At 64.4% G+C, this 14,714-nt stretch carries 13 protein-coding genes; 8 read left to right on the top strand and 5 right to left on the bottom strand.

What is annotated here, in order from left to right; genetic code table 11:
- Positions 1-417 precede the first annotated feature (417 nt).
- Positions 418-969, bottom strand: coding sequence for a thioredoxin family protein (locus ACH2CY_RS07285; RefSeq protein ID WP_395017637.1), 552 nt, complete (start codon positions 967-969; stop codon positions 418-420).
- A 155-nt stretch (positions 970-1,124) separates the two neighbouring features.
- On the opposite strand from ACH2CY_RS07285, the gene ACH2CY_RS07280 reads away from it, so the two are divergent.
- The 7 genes from ACH2CY_RS07280 (at position 1,125) to ACH2CY_RS07250 (ending at position 10,248) form a co-directional block, all read left to right on the top strand.
- Complete coding sequence (locus ACH2CY_RS07280; protein ID WP_395017634.1) at positions 1,125-1,625, top strand: DUF305 domain-containing protein; 501 nt, start codon at positions 1,125-1,127, stop codon at positions 1,623-1,625.
- 167 nt (positions 1,626-1,792) lie between these two features.
- On the top strand, positions 1,793-3,532 hold the full coding sequence (locus ACH2CY_RS07275; RefSeq protein WP_395017632.1) for a reverse transcriptase family protein: 1,740 nt from the start codon (positions 1,793-1,795) through the stop codon (positions 3,530-3,532).
- 183 nt (positions 3,533-3,715) lie between these two features.
- Positions 3,716-6,382: an alanine--tRNA ligase gene (alaS, locus tag ACH2CY_RS07270; RefSeq protein WP_395017630.1), complete on the top strand. Its 2,667-nt coding sequence runs from the start codon at positions 3,716-3,718 to the stop codon at positions 6,380-6,382.
- A 257-nt stretch (positions 6,383-6,639) separates the two neighbouring features.
- The gene (locus tag ACH2CY_RS07265; protein WP_395017628.1) at positions 6,640-7,644 is read left to right on the top strand and encodes a PrsW family glutamic-type intramembrane protease; all 1,005 of its coding nucleotides are present in this window, start codon (positions 6,640-6,642) and stop codon (positions 7,642-7,644) included.
- Positions 7,645-7,651: 7 nt separating this feature from the next.
- Entirely contained in the window at positions 7,652-8,746 is a 1,095-nt protein-coding gene (locus tag ACH2CY_RS07260; protein WP_395017626.1) for a PrsW family glutamic-type intramembrane protease, read from the top strand.
- A gap of 122 nt (positions 8,747-8,868) precedes the next feature.
- Positions 8,869-9,429, top strand: coding sequence for a hypothetical protein (locus tag ACH2CY_RS07255; RefSeq protein WP_395017625.1), 561 nt, complete (start codon positions 8,869-8,871; stop codon positions 9,427-9,429).
- A 249-nt stretch (positions 9,430-9,678) separates the two neighbouring features.
- Positions 9,679-10,248 carry a PEP-CTERM sorting domain-containing protein gene (locus ACH2CY_RS07250; protein WP_395017623.1) on the top strand — a complete coding sequence of 190 codons (570 nt, stop codon included), beginning with the start codon at positions 9,679-9,681 and terminating at the stop codon, positions 10,246-10,248.
- 7 nt (positions 10,249-10,255) lie between these two features.
- On the opposite strand, the gene ACH2CY_RS07245 is transcribed toward ACH2CY_RS07250, so the two are convergent.
- From ACH2CY_RS07245 to ACH2CY_RS07235, 3 genes are read right to left on the bottom strand one after another with little or no spacing between them, the layout of a single operon-like run.
- Positions 10,256-10,819, bottom strand: coding sequence for a peptidylprolyl isomerase (locus ACH2CY_RS07245; RefSeq protein ID WP_395017620.1), 564 nt, complete (start codon positions 10,817-10,819; stop codon positions 10,256-10,258).
- Between the two features lie 5 nt (positions 10,820-10,824).
- Complete coding sequence (locus tag ACH2CY_RS07240; RefSeq protein ID WP_395017617.1) at positions 10,825-12,039, bottom strand: NADP-dependent isocitrate dehydrogenase; 1,215 nt, start codon at positions 12,037-12,039, stop codon at positions 10,825-10,827.
- Positions 12,040-12,062: 23 nt separating this feature from the next.
- Entirely contained in the window at positions 12,063-12,647 is a 585-nt protein-coding gene (locus ACH2CY_RS07235; protein WP_395017615.1) for a TIGR00730 family Rossman fold protein, read from the bottom strand.
- 249 nt (positions 12,648-12,896) lie between these two features.
- On the opposite strand from ACH2CY_RS07235, the gene ACH2CY_RS07230 reads away from it, so the two are divergent.
- Complete coding sequence (locus tag ACH2CY_RS07230) at positions 12,897-14,231, top strand: Ig-like domain-containing protein (protein WP_395017613.1); 1,335 nt, start codon at positions 12,897-12,899, stop codon at positions 14,229-14,231.
- A 3-nt stretch (positions 14,232-14,234) separates the two neighbouring features.
- Here ACH2CY_RS07230 and ACH2CY_RS07225 read toward each other — a convergent pair whose 3' ends face one another.
- A complete protein-coding gene (locus ACH2CY_RS07225) occupies positions 14,235-14,699 on the bottom strand; it encodes a hypothetical protein (RefSeq protein ID WP_395017610.1) in 465 nt (154 codons plus the stop codon).
- Positions 14,700-14,714: the final 15 nt, after the last annotated feature.

The raw sequence follows: 14,714 nt of genomic DNA, 5'->3' as shown, positions 1-14,714 counted from the left end.
TCCGTGTCTGCGTCGGGGAAGACAGTTTCTCGTCTGCGTCCTGTCTGGGTTGGTCGGTCGAAAAATCTTCTCGTTGCAATCGGTTAGGTGGCGTGGTCGACACAGACGCCGGGGGCAGGGCCTTCGCTGTGCGTTCCGCAGAATTGGATGGGCCCTGGTTCCGGTCTGCGTCCTGTCTGCGTGACCTGCGCCTTGCGCAGGGCTTCGCGTTCAGTCCTGCGAAAACAGATAGAGTCTTTTTCCGGTCGGGGCCCTGTCGGGGTTGATGCGTGCGGAAAATCTTCGGCCGGGGCTGGCGCGTTCTTACGCGGCGCGTGACGAAGATTTCACGGTGTCAATCAGCGCGCCGACTATACCACGATCGGCGCAGCTTGTCCGCGTGGCGCTGCGCGAATTCGAGTTTATTTCTGCAGCGGCCTACGTCGCCTTCCATTTGATCGAGCAGCCGATCGACGGCGTCTGCTCGGCGGGTTCGCGGCCGGCGGCGATGGCGCGCATCGCCTCGACCAGCTCGCGCTTGGCACTCGGCGCCGGGGTCGCGCGGCCGCCTTCGTCGAGCCGGCCGCGATACTTCAGGCGGCGCTCGGCGTCGTAGCCGAAGAAGTCCGGCGTGCAGACCGCGTTGTAGGCGCGCGCCACCGCCTGGGTCTCGTCGTGGAGATAGGGGAAGGTGAAGCCGTGCAGCCGCGCGAATTCCTTCATCTTCGGGAAGGAATCGTCGGGATGGGTGCGCGCGTCGTTGGCGCAGATCGCGGCGACGCCGATCCCCTCGGCCTGCAGCAGCCTCGCATCCGCCACCAGCCGGTCGATCACCGCCTTCACATAGGGGCAGTGATTGCAGATGAAGACGATCACCGTGCCGTTGGCGCCGGCGATGTCGTCGAGCGTGTAGCTCCGCCCGTCGGTGGCGGGGAGGGAGAAGGCGGGGGCGGGGGTGTTGAAGGCGATGTCGGTCGGGGATGAAGCCATGGGCGGGGTCCTTCGTCGGATGGCGACCGGAAAACGGGCTCCAGCATGCGCAGTCCGGGCGCCGCGATCAAGCCGGGCGGGACCCGACTTCGGAACGACGGCGCGGGCGCGGGGTTTTCTCTCATTCCAGAAACCGCAACGCCAGAGGTCCGCCCATGTCCTATGCCCGCTTCGCTGCGATGATCGCGACCTCGACCGTGATCATGTACGGCCTGATGTATCTCAACACCTTCGCGCTCGACCATGTCTGGTTCAGCCAGACGCGGGCTTGGATGGCGCTGCTGATGGGCGCGGTGATGGCGGTCGTCATGCTGGGATTCATGCTGAAGATGTACCCGAGCCGCCGCGCCAATGCCGGCATCGCCGCGGGCGCGGTCGTCGTCTTCGCCGCCTCGCTCTGGCTGGTCCGGAGCCAGGAGACGGTGGACGACGTCTCCTACATGAAGGCGATGATCCCGCACCACTCGATCGCCATCATGACCAGCGCCCGCGCCCATATCCGCGACCCCCGCGTGCGCAAGCTTGCCGACGGCATCATCGAAGCGCAGGTGCGCGAGATCGGCGAGATGGAGCAACTGATCGCCGACCTCCAGCGCAATCCAGTGCCGGCGGGGGCGGCGGATTTGCCGGCGACCGCAAGCACGGAGGGAAGGTAGGTATGGACCTTAGATTTTTCCGAGAAGGACTCGTGGTTGTGTTTCTGGTATAGATGTAGTGGGAGTGGCCAGAGTCATGGTTTAGGGTACGAGTCGTATCCGCCTTCGGGTCACTACTAGCTTCTCTGATCTGGCCACTCCCACCTCCTTAATTCTTGGTCACTAGCGTGGTGCACCAAAAGCCGTTACCGATTGACTTTGCAAAGCCCGCCAATATTTCGGAATTGGCGCTCTATATCGGTATCGATGTTGAAACACTCCACCATTTGACCAATCGCGACGAAAAGAAGGCGTTTTTTCTCCGGCATCGAATTCCCAAACGCAATAGAAGCCGCCTTGGGTCCTTCCGCGAAGTTTGGCAAGCCAGCACACTAATTGAGGACGAGTACAAGAGTTTTGGTCGCCGCTTCGATCTATATGCGCGCTGGAAAGATCCTCGGCACCCTCATCCTTCGTCCTACGGTTACGTGCGTGGCCGTAGTACGATTGAGAATGCAGGTCCGCACTGTGGCTCCCGCCGCGTCTTACATGCGGACATCAGAAACTTCTTTCCGACTATCAGCCTCAGCCGGCTCAAGCTTCGGTTTGAAGAACTTGGTGTTCAAAGTGGCGTCGCAGAGCTGCTGGCACGTTTCGTCTGTATCGACGATTGCCTTCCGTTGGGTCTTCCGCCTAGCCCAATGCTGGCCAACGTGGTTAGCCTCGACATGGATGGCAAGTTGAGCGCCTTAGCGAACCAATATGACTGCGTTTACACCCGCTATGCAGATGACATTACTTTCTCTGGTAAGAAAAGTATTCCTGACAAGATCGAAATCTCCAAGATACTAAGCGAATGTGGTTTCGAACTTAACGAACAGAAGTTTTACGTGTCTGTTCCGGGGCAATCGCACTATGTGACCGGTCTCAGCGTTTCTGACGGACGGGGCCCAAGAGCCCCGCGTCGGATGAAGCGAAGGCTTCGCCAAGAACTCTACTATTCTAGAAAGTATGGGATCATTGACCACATCGACCATATTGATCGCTTTCAAGATTGGCCCGAATACACGCCACAAATGCACGTCAATCGGATTGACGGGTTCGTCCGATATGTGTCGCACATCGAAAAAGAGTTCTGGCCCAAGCTGAAAGAAAACTGGGAAGAGCTACTCAAGAGAGACGATTGCGGGCCGAACTACGCGACAGTGCCAGGCCAAACCCCGCGTTTCATTGCGCTCTACTTAGATGAATCGCAGATAGCCTACCTGAACAAGCAGTACATGGCTGTTGCGATTGCGCAGACTGAGGATCCAAAAACTGTAAGACACTCAACGCTTACGATACTGCGGTCTTATCTGGCAGATCCATTTGCGGAGGCGAGAACAACAAAGCTTGAAAAGAAGGGCTTGCACTACACAGACGCCAATGAAGACCTGCGAAAGAAATACGTCGAAAAACTATCTACGCTACCTATCAAGGCGTATGTCGCCTACGGCGAACTCAAGTCGCCGGACAACTATGAGAACCTATACTTCCAATTGGTTTCGGCGCTCATGCGGGACCGCCTCATGGGTTGCGATGGAGCCTTCGTATCAGTTTTCGTCGAACAGAACAGCCAAGTGGGTGCGCAGAAACTTGAGAGCACGATCAAGACTTTGTTCGACAATCTAAGTGTCGCGAACAACCGACGCCCACAGAAGATGACGGTAACCGTCGGGAGCAAGGATGAATTTCCAGGTTTCTCCGTACCTGACTTCATGCTTGGCGTGTTTGGAGGCTACTCAACAGCGGTGGTCCGCGAGAATGCGGGAAGAGTCGCGATGTTCTTCGAGCGGCTTCGTGACAAGTACAGGGTGATCCTCGATGCCGATCGAGGCATCGTTTACTCGCGAAAGCGACCGTACGTTCCCTGGGGGAAACTCCAATAGCCCAGTGAAGCCCGCCCAGAGTTCCTCTCTGCGACGAAGGCGACCCAACCCCTTGCCCCGCCAGAAAAAACCCTAAATACTAAGGAGTTGCGCTCGGTCCCCCGGTCCGGGCGCCTTGATCTGCGCCCAGACCAAACCGCCGCTAACCCACTGACCAACCACCGAGATCGGACGCCGCTGCCTATGCATACTGCCAACGAAATTCGCCGCGTGTTTCTGGACTACTTCCGCAAGGAGGGGCATGAGGTCGTGGCCTCGTCGCCGCTGGTGCCGCGGAACGATCCGACCTTGATGTTCGTGAACTCCGGCATGGTGCAGTTCAAGAACGTCTTCACCGGGCAGGACCCGCGGCCCTATACGCGCGCCTCGACCGCGCAGAAATGCGTGCGGGCCGGCGGCAAGCACAACGACCTCGAGAATGTCGGCCATACCGCGCGGCATCACACCTTCTTCGAGATGCTCGGCAACTTCTCCTTCGGCGATTATTTCAAGGAGCGGGCGATCCCGCTCGCCTGGAACCTGCTGACCAAGGAATACGGGCTGTCGCCGGACAAGCTCACCATCACCGTCTATTCCGAGGACGACGAGGCGCGGGCGCTGTGGAAGAAGGTGACCGGCTTCCCGGACAGCCGCATCATCGGCATCTCGACCTCGGACAATTTCTGGTCCATGGGCGATACCGGGCCCTGCGGCCCCTGCTCGGAAATCTTCTACGACCATGGCGACAAGATTTTCGGCGGGCCTCCGGGTTCGCCTGATGCCGACGGCGACCGCTTCGTCGAGATCTGGAACCTCGTCTTCATGCAGTTCGAGCAGGTCACCAAGACCGAGCGCATCAACCTGCCCAAGCCCTCGATCGACACCGGCATGGGGCTGGAGCGGCTCGCAGCCGTGCTGCAGGGCAAGCATGACAATTTCGACATCGATCTGTTCCGCAAGCTGATCGAGGCCTCGGCGGAGATTTCCGGGACCGAGGCGGACGGCGTGCACAAGGTCTCGCACCGGGTGATCGCCGACCATCTGCGCGCATCTTCGTTCCTGATCGCCGACGGCGTGCTGCCCTCCAACGAGGGCCGCGGCTATGTGCTGCGGCGGATCATGCGCCGCGCGATGCGGCATGCGCATCTGCTCGGCTACAAGGAGCCGCTGATGTGGCAGCTGGTGCCGGCGCTGGTGCTGGAGATGGGCCAGGCCTACCCGGAGCTCGGCCGCGCACAGGCGGTCATCACCGAGACCCTGAAGCTCGAGGAGACCCGCTTCAAGCAGACGCTGGAGCGCGGGTTGAAGCTGCTCGACGAGGAGACCGCGGGGCTGAAGCCGGGGCAGAAGCTCAACGGCGAGACCGCGTTCAAGCTCTATGACACCTTCGGCTTCCCCCTGGATCTCACCCAGGACGTGCTGAAGGGGCAGAACCGCGAGGTCGACCAGGCGCAGTTCGACGCGGCGATGGAGCGCCAGCGCGAGACCGCGCGCAAGGCCTGGGCCGGCTCCGGCGAGGCGGCGACCGAGACCATCTGGTTCGACCTGAAGCAGAAGGTAGGCGCCAGCGAGTTCCTCGGCTATGAGACCGAGAGCGCGCAGGGCATCGTCACCGCTTTGGTCAAGGCCGGCAAGGAGGTCGATGCGGCGGGCAAGGGCGACGAGGTCGCGATCGTCACCAACCAGACCCCGTTCTACGGCGAGAGCGGCGGCCAGATGGGCGATACCGGCCGCATCACCACGGCAGAAGGCGGCGTCATTGAAGTCCATGATGTGCAGAAGAAGCTCGGCGAGCTCTTCGTGCATCTGGGCAAGGTCGTGCAGGGCTCGATCTCGAAGGGTGAGGCGGTGGAGATGAAGGTCGACGGCAAGCGCCGCTCGGGCCTGCGCGCGCATCACTCGGCGACGCATCTGCTGCATGAGGCGCTGCGGCGCCGCCTGGGCGAACATGTGACCCAGAAGGGCTCGCTGGTGGCGCCCGACCGGTTGCGCTTCGACTTCAGCAACAACAAGGCGCTGACGCCCGAGGATATCGCCTGGATCGAGCATGAGGTGAACCGCCGGATCCGCGCCAATGCCGATGTCGGCACGCGGCTGATGACTCCCGATGCCGCGATCGAGGCCGGCGCGATGGCGCTGTTCGGCGAGAAATACGGCGAGGAAGTGCGCGTCGTCTCCATGGGCGGCCGCGATGAGGAAGAGTTGAAGGAATTCTCGACCGAGCTTTGCGGCGGCACCCATGTGCGGCGGACCGGCGATATCGGCTTCCTGAAGATCGTCGGCGAAAGCGCGGTCGGCGCGGGGCTGCGCCGCATCGAGGCGGTGACCGGCGCCGCGGCGGAGAAATTCGTCGAGGAGCAGCAGAAGATCGTCCATGAGGCGGCGGCGGCCCTGCGCGCGACGCCGCAGGATCTCTCCGCCCGCATCGTCTCGCTGCTGGAAGAGCGCAAGAAGCTCGACCGCGAGCTGGCCGAGGCGCGCAAGCAGATCGCGACGGGCGGAAGTTCTTCGAGCGGCGGCGACACCAAGAGCGTCAACGGCGTGAAGCTGGCGGCGCGGCTGCTGCCTGACGTGCCGGCCAAGGAACTGAAGAGCATGGCCGACGCGCTGAAGAAGCAGCTGGGCTCGGGCGTGGTGGCGCTGATCGCCACCGCGGACGGCAAGGCCAGCGTGGTGGTCGGCGTCACCGACGACCTGACCGCGAGACTCTCGGCGGTCGACCTGGTGAAGGCGGGCAGCGCGGCTTTGGGCGGCCAGGGCGGCGGCGGGCGACCCGACATGGCGCAGGCCGGCGGTCCCGACGCGGCCAACGCGCAGAACGCCATCGCCGCGATCGAAGCCGCGATCGGCGACCGCATCAAGGCGGCTTGAGGTTGGCGGTGGCGGCGCGCTGGATACGGGACGCTCAGGCTGCATCAACCCCCTCCCTAGCCCTCCCCCGATCTCGGGGGAGGGGACTCTGTGATGATGCAGCGGCCCGAGAACGCGAAGGCTGCATAAGAATGCGAAGGTTCCAACTCTCTTCCCTTCCCCAAGATTGGGGGAGGGTGAGGGAGGGGGTTGATGCAGCCGTGATGCATTTGATCCAGCGCTGGGGTCCTTCCTGCGTGAGAAGGATCTGACGCACTTTGCCCCATCCCGCCGCCTTTCCCCCGATCCTGGCCATCGTCGCGGTGCTTGCCTGCGCCGGGTTGTTCATCTGGTTCTATCAGGCGCTGTTTCCGCGGCCGGCGCGGTGGCTGCTGGTGGGGCTGGCCTTTCCGTTGGGCATCGGGGTCACGGCGCTCTACGTCTGGCTGCTGGCACCGCGTGCCGCGGGGCTGGGCGCGATCACGGATACCTGGAGCGCCTTGCGCATGATGGTGCTGGCCGCCGGCCTGCCGGAGGAGGCCGTGAAACTCACCGCGACGGCGGCGGCGATGCTGGTCTGCTTCCGCGGACTGCGACCGGCGGAGGCGTTCCAAGCGTCGCTCTTCGCGGCGCTGGGATTTGCGGCGATCGAGAATGCGCATTACGCGCGGATGTTCCCGGAGATAGCCCTGCCGGTCGCCATCGGCCGCGGCATCGCTGCGAGCTTCGTGCACAGCATGATGGGCATGATGCAAGGCTTCTTTCTGGCCGAGCTGGTGCGTAGCGGCTGGCGCAGATGGCATCTGCCGGTGCTCGGCTATCTGGTCGCAGCGGTGGCGCATGCGCTGTTCAATTGGGGCTTGATACGGCCGGTGCTCGAATATCTGCAGACCAAGCAGATGCGTATCGAGACCATCACGCAATCACTGTGGGTGGCCGTGCCCTGCATACTCGCCGTCATCGCGCTGTCGATCACGCTGTTCTGTTGGGAGCTGCGCCGCAGCGCCCGTGAGGATCCGATCACCAGCGAGGCCGCGCATCAGAAGAAGGTGGCGCGCTGGCACCGCACCGGGGACGTCATGATCGTCGTCGGCGGCATGGGATTCATCGGCTCGCTGGTTCTGGCGTTCTTCATGGCGCGCGCGCTGGAAGGCCAGCCGCAGCCGACCGAACTCGCCGACGTGACCCCTGAGAACCTGCGAGCAAGTGCCATCATGACGGTGGCTGTCGCCGTTTCGCCGGTGGTGGCGTTGTTCGGCGTGCTGGTGCGCAACAAGCAGTAGCCCGCCCGTGCTGGTCCTCGCCACCTTCCTGACAGCGACTTTCCCGCCGCTGCTGCTGACCGCGTTCTTCCTGACGCATTACCGGCACCGCCTCGGCTTCCGGCTCGGCATCAAGTCGTTCGGGCTCGGCCTGGTGGCGGCGGCGCTGGCGATCCTGATGGGAAGCGCGCTGGAGGCGGCGGCGATCCTGCCGCGCTATGCGATCGACGACGGGCTTCAGGGCGCGCTCTGGCAGGCGCTGATCGATGCCGGCGGCCGCGCGGCGATCCCGGAGGAGATCGCGAAGTTCCTGATGGTCTGGCTGGTGATCCGCCTCAGCAAGGACTGCGATTCCGGCGGCGATCTGTTCTGCGGCGCGATCCTGGTGGGCTTGGGCTTCGCCGCCCTGGAGAACGTGCTCTACGTCGCGCGGGCCAGCGGCAACTGGGCGGTGATCGGCACCATCCGCGGCATGATGGCGATCCCCGGCCATACCATCGACGGCATGTTCATGGGCTATTTCCTGGCGCTCTGGTGGCGCAAGGCACTGCCCGCCGTGATCGCCGTGCTGCTGGCGCTCATCCTGCCGATCGCCGCGCATACGCTCTACGACTTCCCGCTGATGGCCCTGGACAACGTAGCGCTGCTGGTGGTCCGCACCGGGCTTGCGCCGGAGCCGCTGGAATACCTGCGCTTCATGCAGTTCGGCGTGATGCTGGTCTCGGCGCTGGGTGCGATCTGGGTGGCGCGGCAGGAGCTGATCGAGGTCTGGCGCACGCCGACGCCCGACGGCGATCTCCATCCCGCCGATCCGATCGCGGTCGGCTGGTGGCGCCGCGCCGGCTGGGCGCTGGCCGGCTTCGGCGCCGCGGTGGCGGCGCTCGGCATCGCGCTCTGGATCACCGACACGCAGTTGCTGCCGGCGGCGCGCGGCGTGCTCGACGATCAGTCGTTGCAGAGCTTCGGCCGCTGGCTGGTCTGGCTGTTCAACCGCCAGACCGGGCAGTTCCTGTTCGGCCTGGCGCTGTTCCCGCTGGCCTTCGCCGCGATCCTGCAGATGCGCGCGCCGAAGCGGATTGGGAATCCTTTCGCAATCTGGCCGAGCCGGCGGCCCTGGGCGTGAGGCCGGGCGTGTCGGCATGGCCGAACGCCTTGCGTTGAGCATGCTGCGTGCCGATAGCCGCTTGCGCCTCCAGCGCAGGACAGCTTAAAAGTTCAATCGAATCATCGAAGAGGGCTCGCCGCATGAAGATCCGGAACTGGCTGTTCGCGCTGGGCGCGTTGGCACTGGCGTTCACGTCGCAGAAGCCAGCGGCTGCATCCACCATCGACTACACGGTCAATTTCGGCGCCTCCAATTTCAGCGCCTTCAACGGGAATCCGGTGCCGGCGAATTTCGTGCTCGGCCAGTTCACCCTCACCTTGGATCCCAGCGCCGCAGTCTTCGACGCCGGGACGATCGCGCTCGATTTCCTGACACCCCTGGGCTCGAGCTCGCCGCTGCTCTTCTCCTATAACCCGGCGTCGGACGTGCTGAATGTCGGTGCGCTGGGTTCGGCGGGCGGGCTGACCTTCGGGACCTCCGATTTCTATCTCCGGATCAGCAACTTCACGTCCGGCACCCCGACCTTTGCCCAATTCCTCTACTCGATCTCGGGCACGACCGACGCGTTTACGACCAGCTTCGGCCTGGTTTACGTGACCTCGGTTGCGACGACGCCGATCCCGGCCGCACTGCCGCTGTTCGCCGCGGCGCTGGGCGGGTTGGGCCTGGTCGGCTGGCGGCGACGGAAGTCCGCCGCCTGACGCCGCCGCCCGGCGTTCCTGCATATCGCCGAGCCGGGCTGCGCCGCGATCCTGCGGAGGCATTCGCACGCAGGATTGAAGACCTGTTCGCGCTCCGGTCGTCGATAAGCGCCTGTGATGGATGGCCCAGGCGTTCGGCGCTGCCGACCTTAACCCTGTTTCGCGGACGCCTTCACCTCATTGCGGTTGTTGCAGCCTGGGGTTGATCTTAAGATCCGCGCCGGCATTTGAATCAAATGGGATGAATCGATGATCAGGCGTCTGCTGCTGGCGATTGCCGGCATCGTCCTGCTGGCTGGCGCGGCGCGCCCGGCGGCGGCCACCACCATGGACTACACGGTGACCATTTCAGCCTGGGACTTCACCGACGTTCTCGGCGGCGCCGACCCGTTGCCCGCCCCGGCCGTGCTGGCCGAGTTCAAGTTCACGGCCGACCTGGTGAACTTCGCGAGCGGCGCGGTGGACGCGAGCTTCATCAACCTCAACGTCGGCACGCTGGGATACCGCTACTTCTTCGACCAGCTGCGGATCGGCGGGCTCGCCAACGGGGCCGGCGTGAACGGCATCCATGTCGGCACCGACGACCTGGTCTTCGATATCTCCAACTTCTCGCTCGGCGGTTTCCAACCGATCTACGCGATGTACATGCAGGCGGGATACGGCGGCCTCTACGAGACCTATCACGGCATCGCGCATATCACGGCCACGCCGGTCGCCGTCGCGACGACGCCGCTGCCCGCGGCGCTGCCGCTGTTCCTCTCGGCGATCGGCGGAATGGGATATCTCGGCTGGCGGCGGCGGAAGTCCGCCGCCGCCTGAGCCGGCGCTACTGCATATCGCCGAGCGTCGCCTTCAGGAGCTTGTCCGGGTCGTCGACCACGCCGTTGTTCTCGCGGGTGCCGGCCTTGATCTTGTCCACGACCTCCATGCCCGCGGTGACTTTTCCGAAGGCGGTGTACTTGCCGTCGAGATAGTCGTTCCGCGCGAACATGATGAAGAACTGGCTGTCGCCGCTGTTCGGGTCCTCGGTCCGCGCCAGGCCGACCGTGCCGCGCTCGAACGGGGTCGGGCCGAACTCGGCGGGGACGGTGGTGCCGGAGCCGGGGCCGCCGCCGGTGCCGGTCGGGTCGCCCATCTGCGCCATGAAGCCGGGGATGACGCGGTGGATCGGCGTGTTGGTGTAGAAGCCCTTCCGGACCAGGTCCTGGATATGCGCGACGGTCTTCGGCGCGGCGACCGGATCGAGCTGGATCGTCACGCGCCCGTCCTTGAAGTCGAGATAGAGCGTGTTGGCGTCGGCGCTTTGCGCAAACGCAGAGGGGGCAAATGCGGGTGCCGCCGCGCTGAACATCAGCGCGGCGGCAATCACGAAGCGGCGGGTGACGTTCATGACGCTCACCCCATCGCCTTCTTCAGGTTCTCGTCCAGCTTATCGAGGAACTGCTCGGTGGTCAGCCACTTCTGGTCGGGGCTGATCAGCAGCGCCAGGTCCTTGGTCATGAAACCGCTCTCGACGGTCTCGACGCAGACCTTCTCCAGGGTCTCGGCGAAGGTCTGCAGTGCGGCATTGCCGTCGAACTTGCCGCGGTAGTAGAGGCCGCGGGTCCAGGCGTAGATCGAGGCGATCGGGTTGGTCGAGGTCGGCTTGCCCTTCTGGTGCTCGCGATAATGCCGCGTCACCGTGCCGTGGGCCGCTTCCGCTTCGACCGTCTTGCCGTCCGGCGAGAGCAGCACCGAGGTCATCAGGCCCAACGAGCCGAAGCCCTGCGCGACGGTGTCGGACTGCACGTCGCCGTCGTAGTTCTTGCAGGCCCAAACGAAGCCGCCGGACCATTTCAGCGCCGAGGCCACCATGTCGTCGATCAGGCGGTGCTCGTAAGTGATCTTCTTCGCCTTGAACTCACTGGCGAATTCCTGGTCGTACACCTCCTGGAAGATGTTCATGAAGCGGCCGTCATAGACCTTGAGGATCGTGTTCTTGGTCGAGAGATAGACCGGCCAGCCGAGCGAGAGCCCGTAGTTGAAGCAGGCGCGCGCAAAGCCACGGATCGAGTCATCGAGGTTGTACATGCCCATGGCGACGCCGGCGCCGGGGAAGTTGAAGACTTCCTTCTCGATCGGCGCGCCGCCGCCTTCCGGCACGAACTTCATGGTGAGCTTGCCCTTGCCGGGCACGATGAAGTCGGTGGCGCGATACTGGTCGCCGAAGGCATGGCGGCCGACCACGATCGGCTGGGTCCAGTTCGGCACCAGGCGCGGCACGTTCTTGCAGATGATCGGCTGGCGGAACACGGTGCCGTCGAGGATGTTGCGGATCGTGCCGTTCGGCGACTTCCACATCTGCTTCAGCCCGAACTCCTTCACCCGGCCTTCGTCCGGGGTGATGGTGGCGCATTTGACGCCGACGCCGTATTGCTTGATCGCGTTCGCGGAATCGATGGTGATCTGGTCGTTGGTCTCGTCGCGCTTCTCGACGCCGAGGTCGTAGTATTTCAGGTCGATGTCGAGATAGGGCAGGATCAGCTTCTGCTTGATGAAGGCCCAGATGATCCGGGTCATCTCGTCGCCGTCCAGCTCCACCACCGGCGTCTTGACCTTGATCTTCGCCATCTCGATATCCTCCGTTTGAAGAACTAAATGCGTTCCGGGTGTTCTGTGACCTGGATGTCGGCGGGCTGCTCGAGCAGATCGAACATCCGCCCGACCGAGTTCACCACCGAGAAATACTGCCGCGAATCCTCGCGCGCGAAGCCTTCGCCGATCAACTGGTCGATCAGCTTCTGGAAGGGATCCCAGTAGCCGTCGATGTTGAGCACCACGACCGGCTTGTCGTGCAGCTTCAGCATCCGCCAGGTCACGATCTCGAACAGTTCGTCCAAGGTGCCGTAGCCGCCGGGCAGCACCGCGAAGCCGTCCGAGAGATCGAACATCAGCTTCTTGCGGACATGCATGCTCTCGACGACCTTCAATTCGGTGATGCCCGAATGGCCGACCTCGCTGGTCTGCAGATGCTCGGGGATGACGCCGATCACCTCGCCGCCGTTCTTCATCACGGCGTCGGCGACCTCGCCCATCATGCCGATGCGGGCGCCGCCGTAGATGAGGCGGATCTTGCGCTCGGCCATGGCTTCGCCGAGCTCGCGGGCGGCGGCGACATAGCGCGGCGAGCGGCCGCGCGCCGAGCCGCAATAGACACAGATGGATTTAATCAAGGTCATGGGTGTGGAGAGGCCCGTTTGGCCCCGGTCCAATGGAGCCGGGAAGGGAGGGGTTTTTAAACCTTTTCAATGCGGCTGTTTTGGGGCCTATTCCGCATGCCGTCAACCCGATATTGCGCCGCGGGAGACCCAGGAAATGGCTGGGTAAAGTGCCGGCGGAGCTGCCTACGGGAAGCCCCTTGATTGCGCGGATTCGGGTTCCGCATTACGGTGTGACGGAACTGTAATGAGACGAATCGAGCGATTTTCATGAACCGGCTGACCTTGGTCGCAACCATCGGTGCCGTCCTGGTTGCGGCGATCCTGGGCCTGATCTACGCGGTGTCGAAGCAGGACGTGGACGAGACTCCCGAGCCGCCCGCCGCCCAGACTTCCGGCGCGCAGCCGGCGGCCCCGGCCACCACCACGCCGCCCGCCAATCCGGCCCCGGCCGAGCAGCAGCCCGCGGCCAGCTCGAGCGAAGCGCCGGCCACGCCGCCGGCCGCCGCCGAGCAGCCGGCACAGCAATCGACCATCACCGGCGCGACCGAGCCGCAGCCGATCAACCCGCCGCAGACTCCAGCGACGACCACCGAGACTCCGGCCGTCCAGGCTCCGGCAGCCCAGACCCCGGCAGCCCAGACCCCGGCGGCAGGCGGCGAGCAGGTCGCCGCGGCCGCGCCGACTCCGACACCAGCACCCGCGCCGGAAGTGAAGCCGAGCTTCGACGTGGTGCGCGTCAACCCGAACGGCGATGCGGTGATCGCCGGCCGCGCCGCACCCGGCACCAAGATCACGCTGCTCGACAACGGCCAGCCGGTCGGCTCGGCGGAGGCCGACGATCGCGGCGAATGGGTGCTGCTGCCGGATTCCGCGGTCGATCCCGGCCAGCACAAATTCTCGGTGCGCGCCACCGACGAGGGCGGCAAGAGCCTCGATTCCGAGAAGGAAGTCATCGTCGTGGTGCCGAAGCCGGCCGAGGACATCGCCGGCCAGCCGGTGACCAAGCCCTCGGGCGCGCTGGCGCTCGAGGTGCCGAAGGACGGCGAGGGGCCGACCCAGCTCTTGAACTCGCCGGGTGCCGCTTCGGCGACGCCGCCGGCGCCGGTCACCGCGGCCGCGCAGGAGGGTTCCGCGGCGCCCGAGCCGCAGGCGCCGCCGTTGAGCCTCGACACCATCGACTACACCCAGGACGGCCGCGCCATGCTGAGCGGGCATACCCTGCCCGGCGGCGATCTGCTGCTCTATCTCGACAACGGGAGCATGGGCAACGCCAAGGCCGACAGCGCCGGCCGCTGGACCTTCGTGCCGGAGCAGAAGTCGCCGGCCGGCGACCATAAGCTGCGCGTCGATCTGGTCGACGGCAGCGGCAAGGTGCAGGCCCGGGTCGAGGTGCCGTTCTCGCAGCCGGATTTCTCGAGCGTCGCCCTGACCGACGACAGCGTCATCGTGCAGCCGGGCAACAGCCTCTGGCGCATCGCGCGCCGCACCTATGGCAACGGCGTGCAGTACACGGTGATTTACGAGGCCAACAAGGATCACATCCGCGACCCGGATCTGATCTATCCGGGCCAGATATTCAACCTGCCGAAGAAGCAGAACTGAGGTTCAGTGCGCCTTCAGGGGGCGCGGCGGCAGGGCTTCCTGCAGCATGACGAGATAGGGTTTCACCTCGAGCACCAGCCGGGTGGCCGCGGTGATGACGTCCTGCGGCTCCCAGTTGCCCGGCAGTGCCGCCTTGCCGATGCAATAGATCCAGCGGTGCTTGCTGATCACCAGCCGCGCCTCGTGCAGCGTCTGCGACGCATCGATGATGGCGACGACGGCGCGCCGCGTGGCGACGCCTTCGGCCGAATAGGGCAGCGGCGCGATCTCGGCCGCGAGCTGCACCACGGTGCCGTGAGCGGTCGGCCGCGTGTTGGCCTCGAAGATGATGCCGAGATAGTTGAAGGCAAACTCGATCTGGCCGTCCTTGCGGCCGATCTGCAACGAGCCATCGGCATTGATCCGCAAGCGCGGCTCTTCCGGTGGCAGCTGTTGCAGCTTCAGCAACGGGAGGGCTTTCAGGTTCACGAGGGTATGCCGGGT

Origin of the sequence: Dongia sp., assembly GCF_041905885.1 — a bacterium.
GTDB lineage: Bacteria > Pseudomonadota > Alphaproteobacteria > Dongiales > Dongiaceae > Dongia.
This window is presented reverse-complemented; position numbering and strand designations above follow the sequence as displayed.

Excerpts from the sequence above, each read along its gene's own strand:
- ACH2CY_RS07285 (WP_395017637.1), bottom strand. The coding sequence starts at position 969 with ATGGCTTCATCCCCGACCGACATCGCCTTCAACACCCCCGCCCCCGCC.
- ACH2CY_RS07280 (WP_395017634.1), top strand. The coding sequence starts at position 1,125 with ATGTCCTATGCCCGCTTCGCTGCGATGATCGCGACCTCGACCGTGATC.
- alaS (WP_395017630.1), top strand. The coding sequence starts at position 3,716 with ATGCATACTGCCAACGAAATTCGCCGCGTGTTTCTGGACTACTTCCGC.
- ACH2CY_RS07255 (WP_395017625.1), top strand. The coding sequence starts at position 8,869 with ATGAAGATCCGGAACTGGCTGTTCGCGCTGGGCGCGTTGGCACTGGCG.
- ACH2CY_RS07250 (WP_395017623.1), top strand. The coding sequence starts at position 9,679 with ATGATCAGGCGTCTGCTGCTGGCGATTGCCGGCATCGTCCTGCTGGCT.
- ACH2CY_RS07245 (WP_395017620.1), bottom strand. The coding sequence starts at position 10,819 with ATGAACGTCACCCGCCGCTTCGTGATTGCCGCCGCGCTGATGTTCAGC.
- ACH2CY_RS07240 (WP_395017617.1), bottom strand. The coding sequence starts at position 12,039 with ATGGCGAAGATCAAGGTCAAGACGCCGGTGGTGGAGCTGGACGGCGAC.
- ACH2CY_RS07235 (WP_395017615.1), bottom strand. The coding sequence starts at position 12,647 with ATGACCTTGATTAAATCCATCTGTGTCTATTGCGGCTCGGCGCGCGGC.
- ACH2CY_RS07230 (WP_395017613.1), top strand. The coding sequence starts at position 12,897 with ATGAACCGGCTGACCTTGGTCGCAACCATCGGTGCCGTCCTGGTTGCG.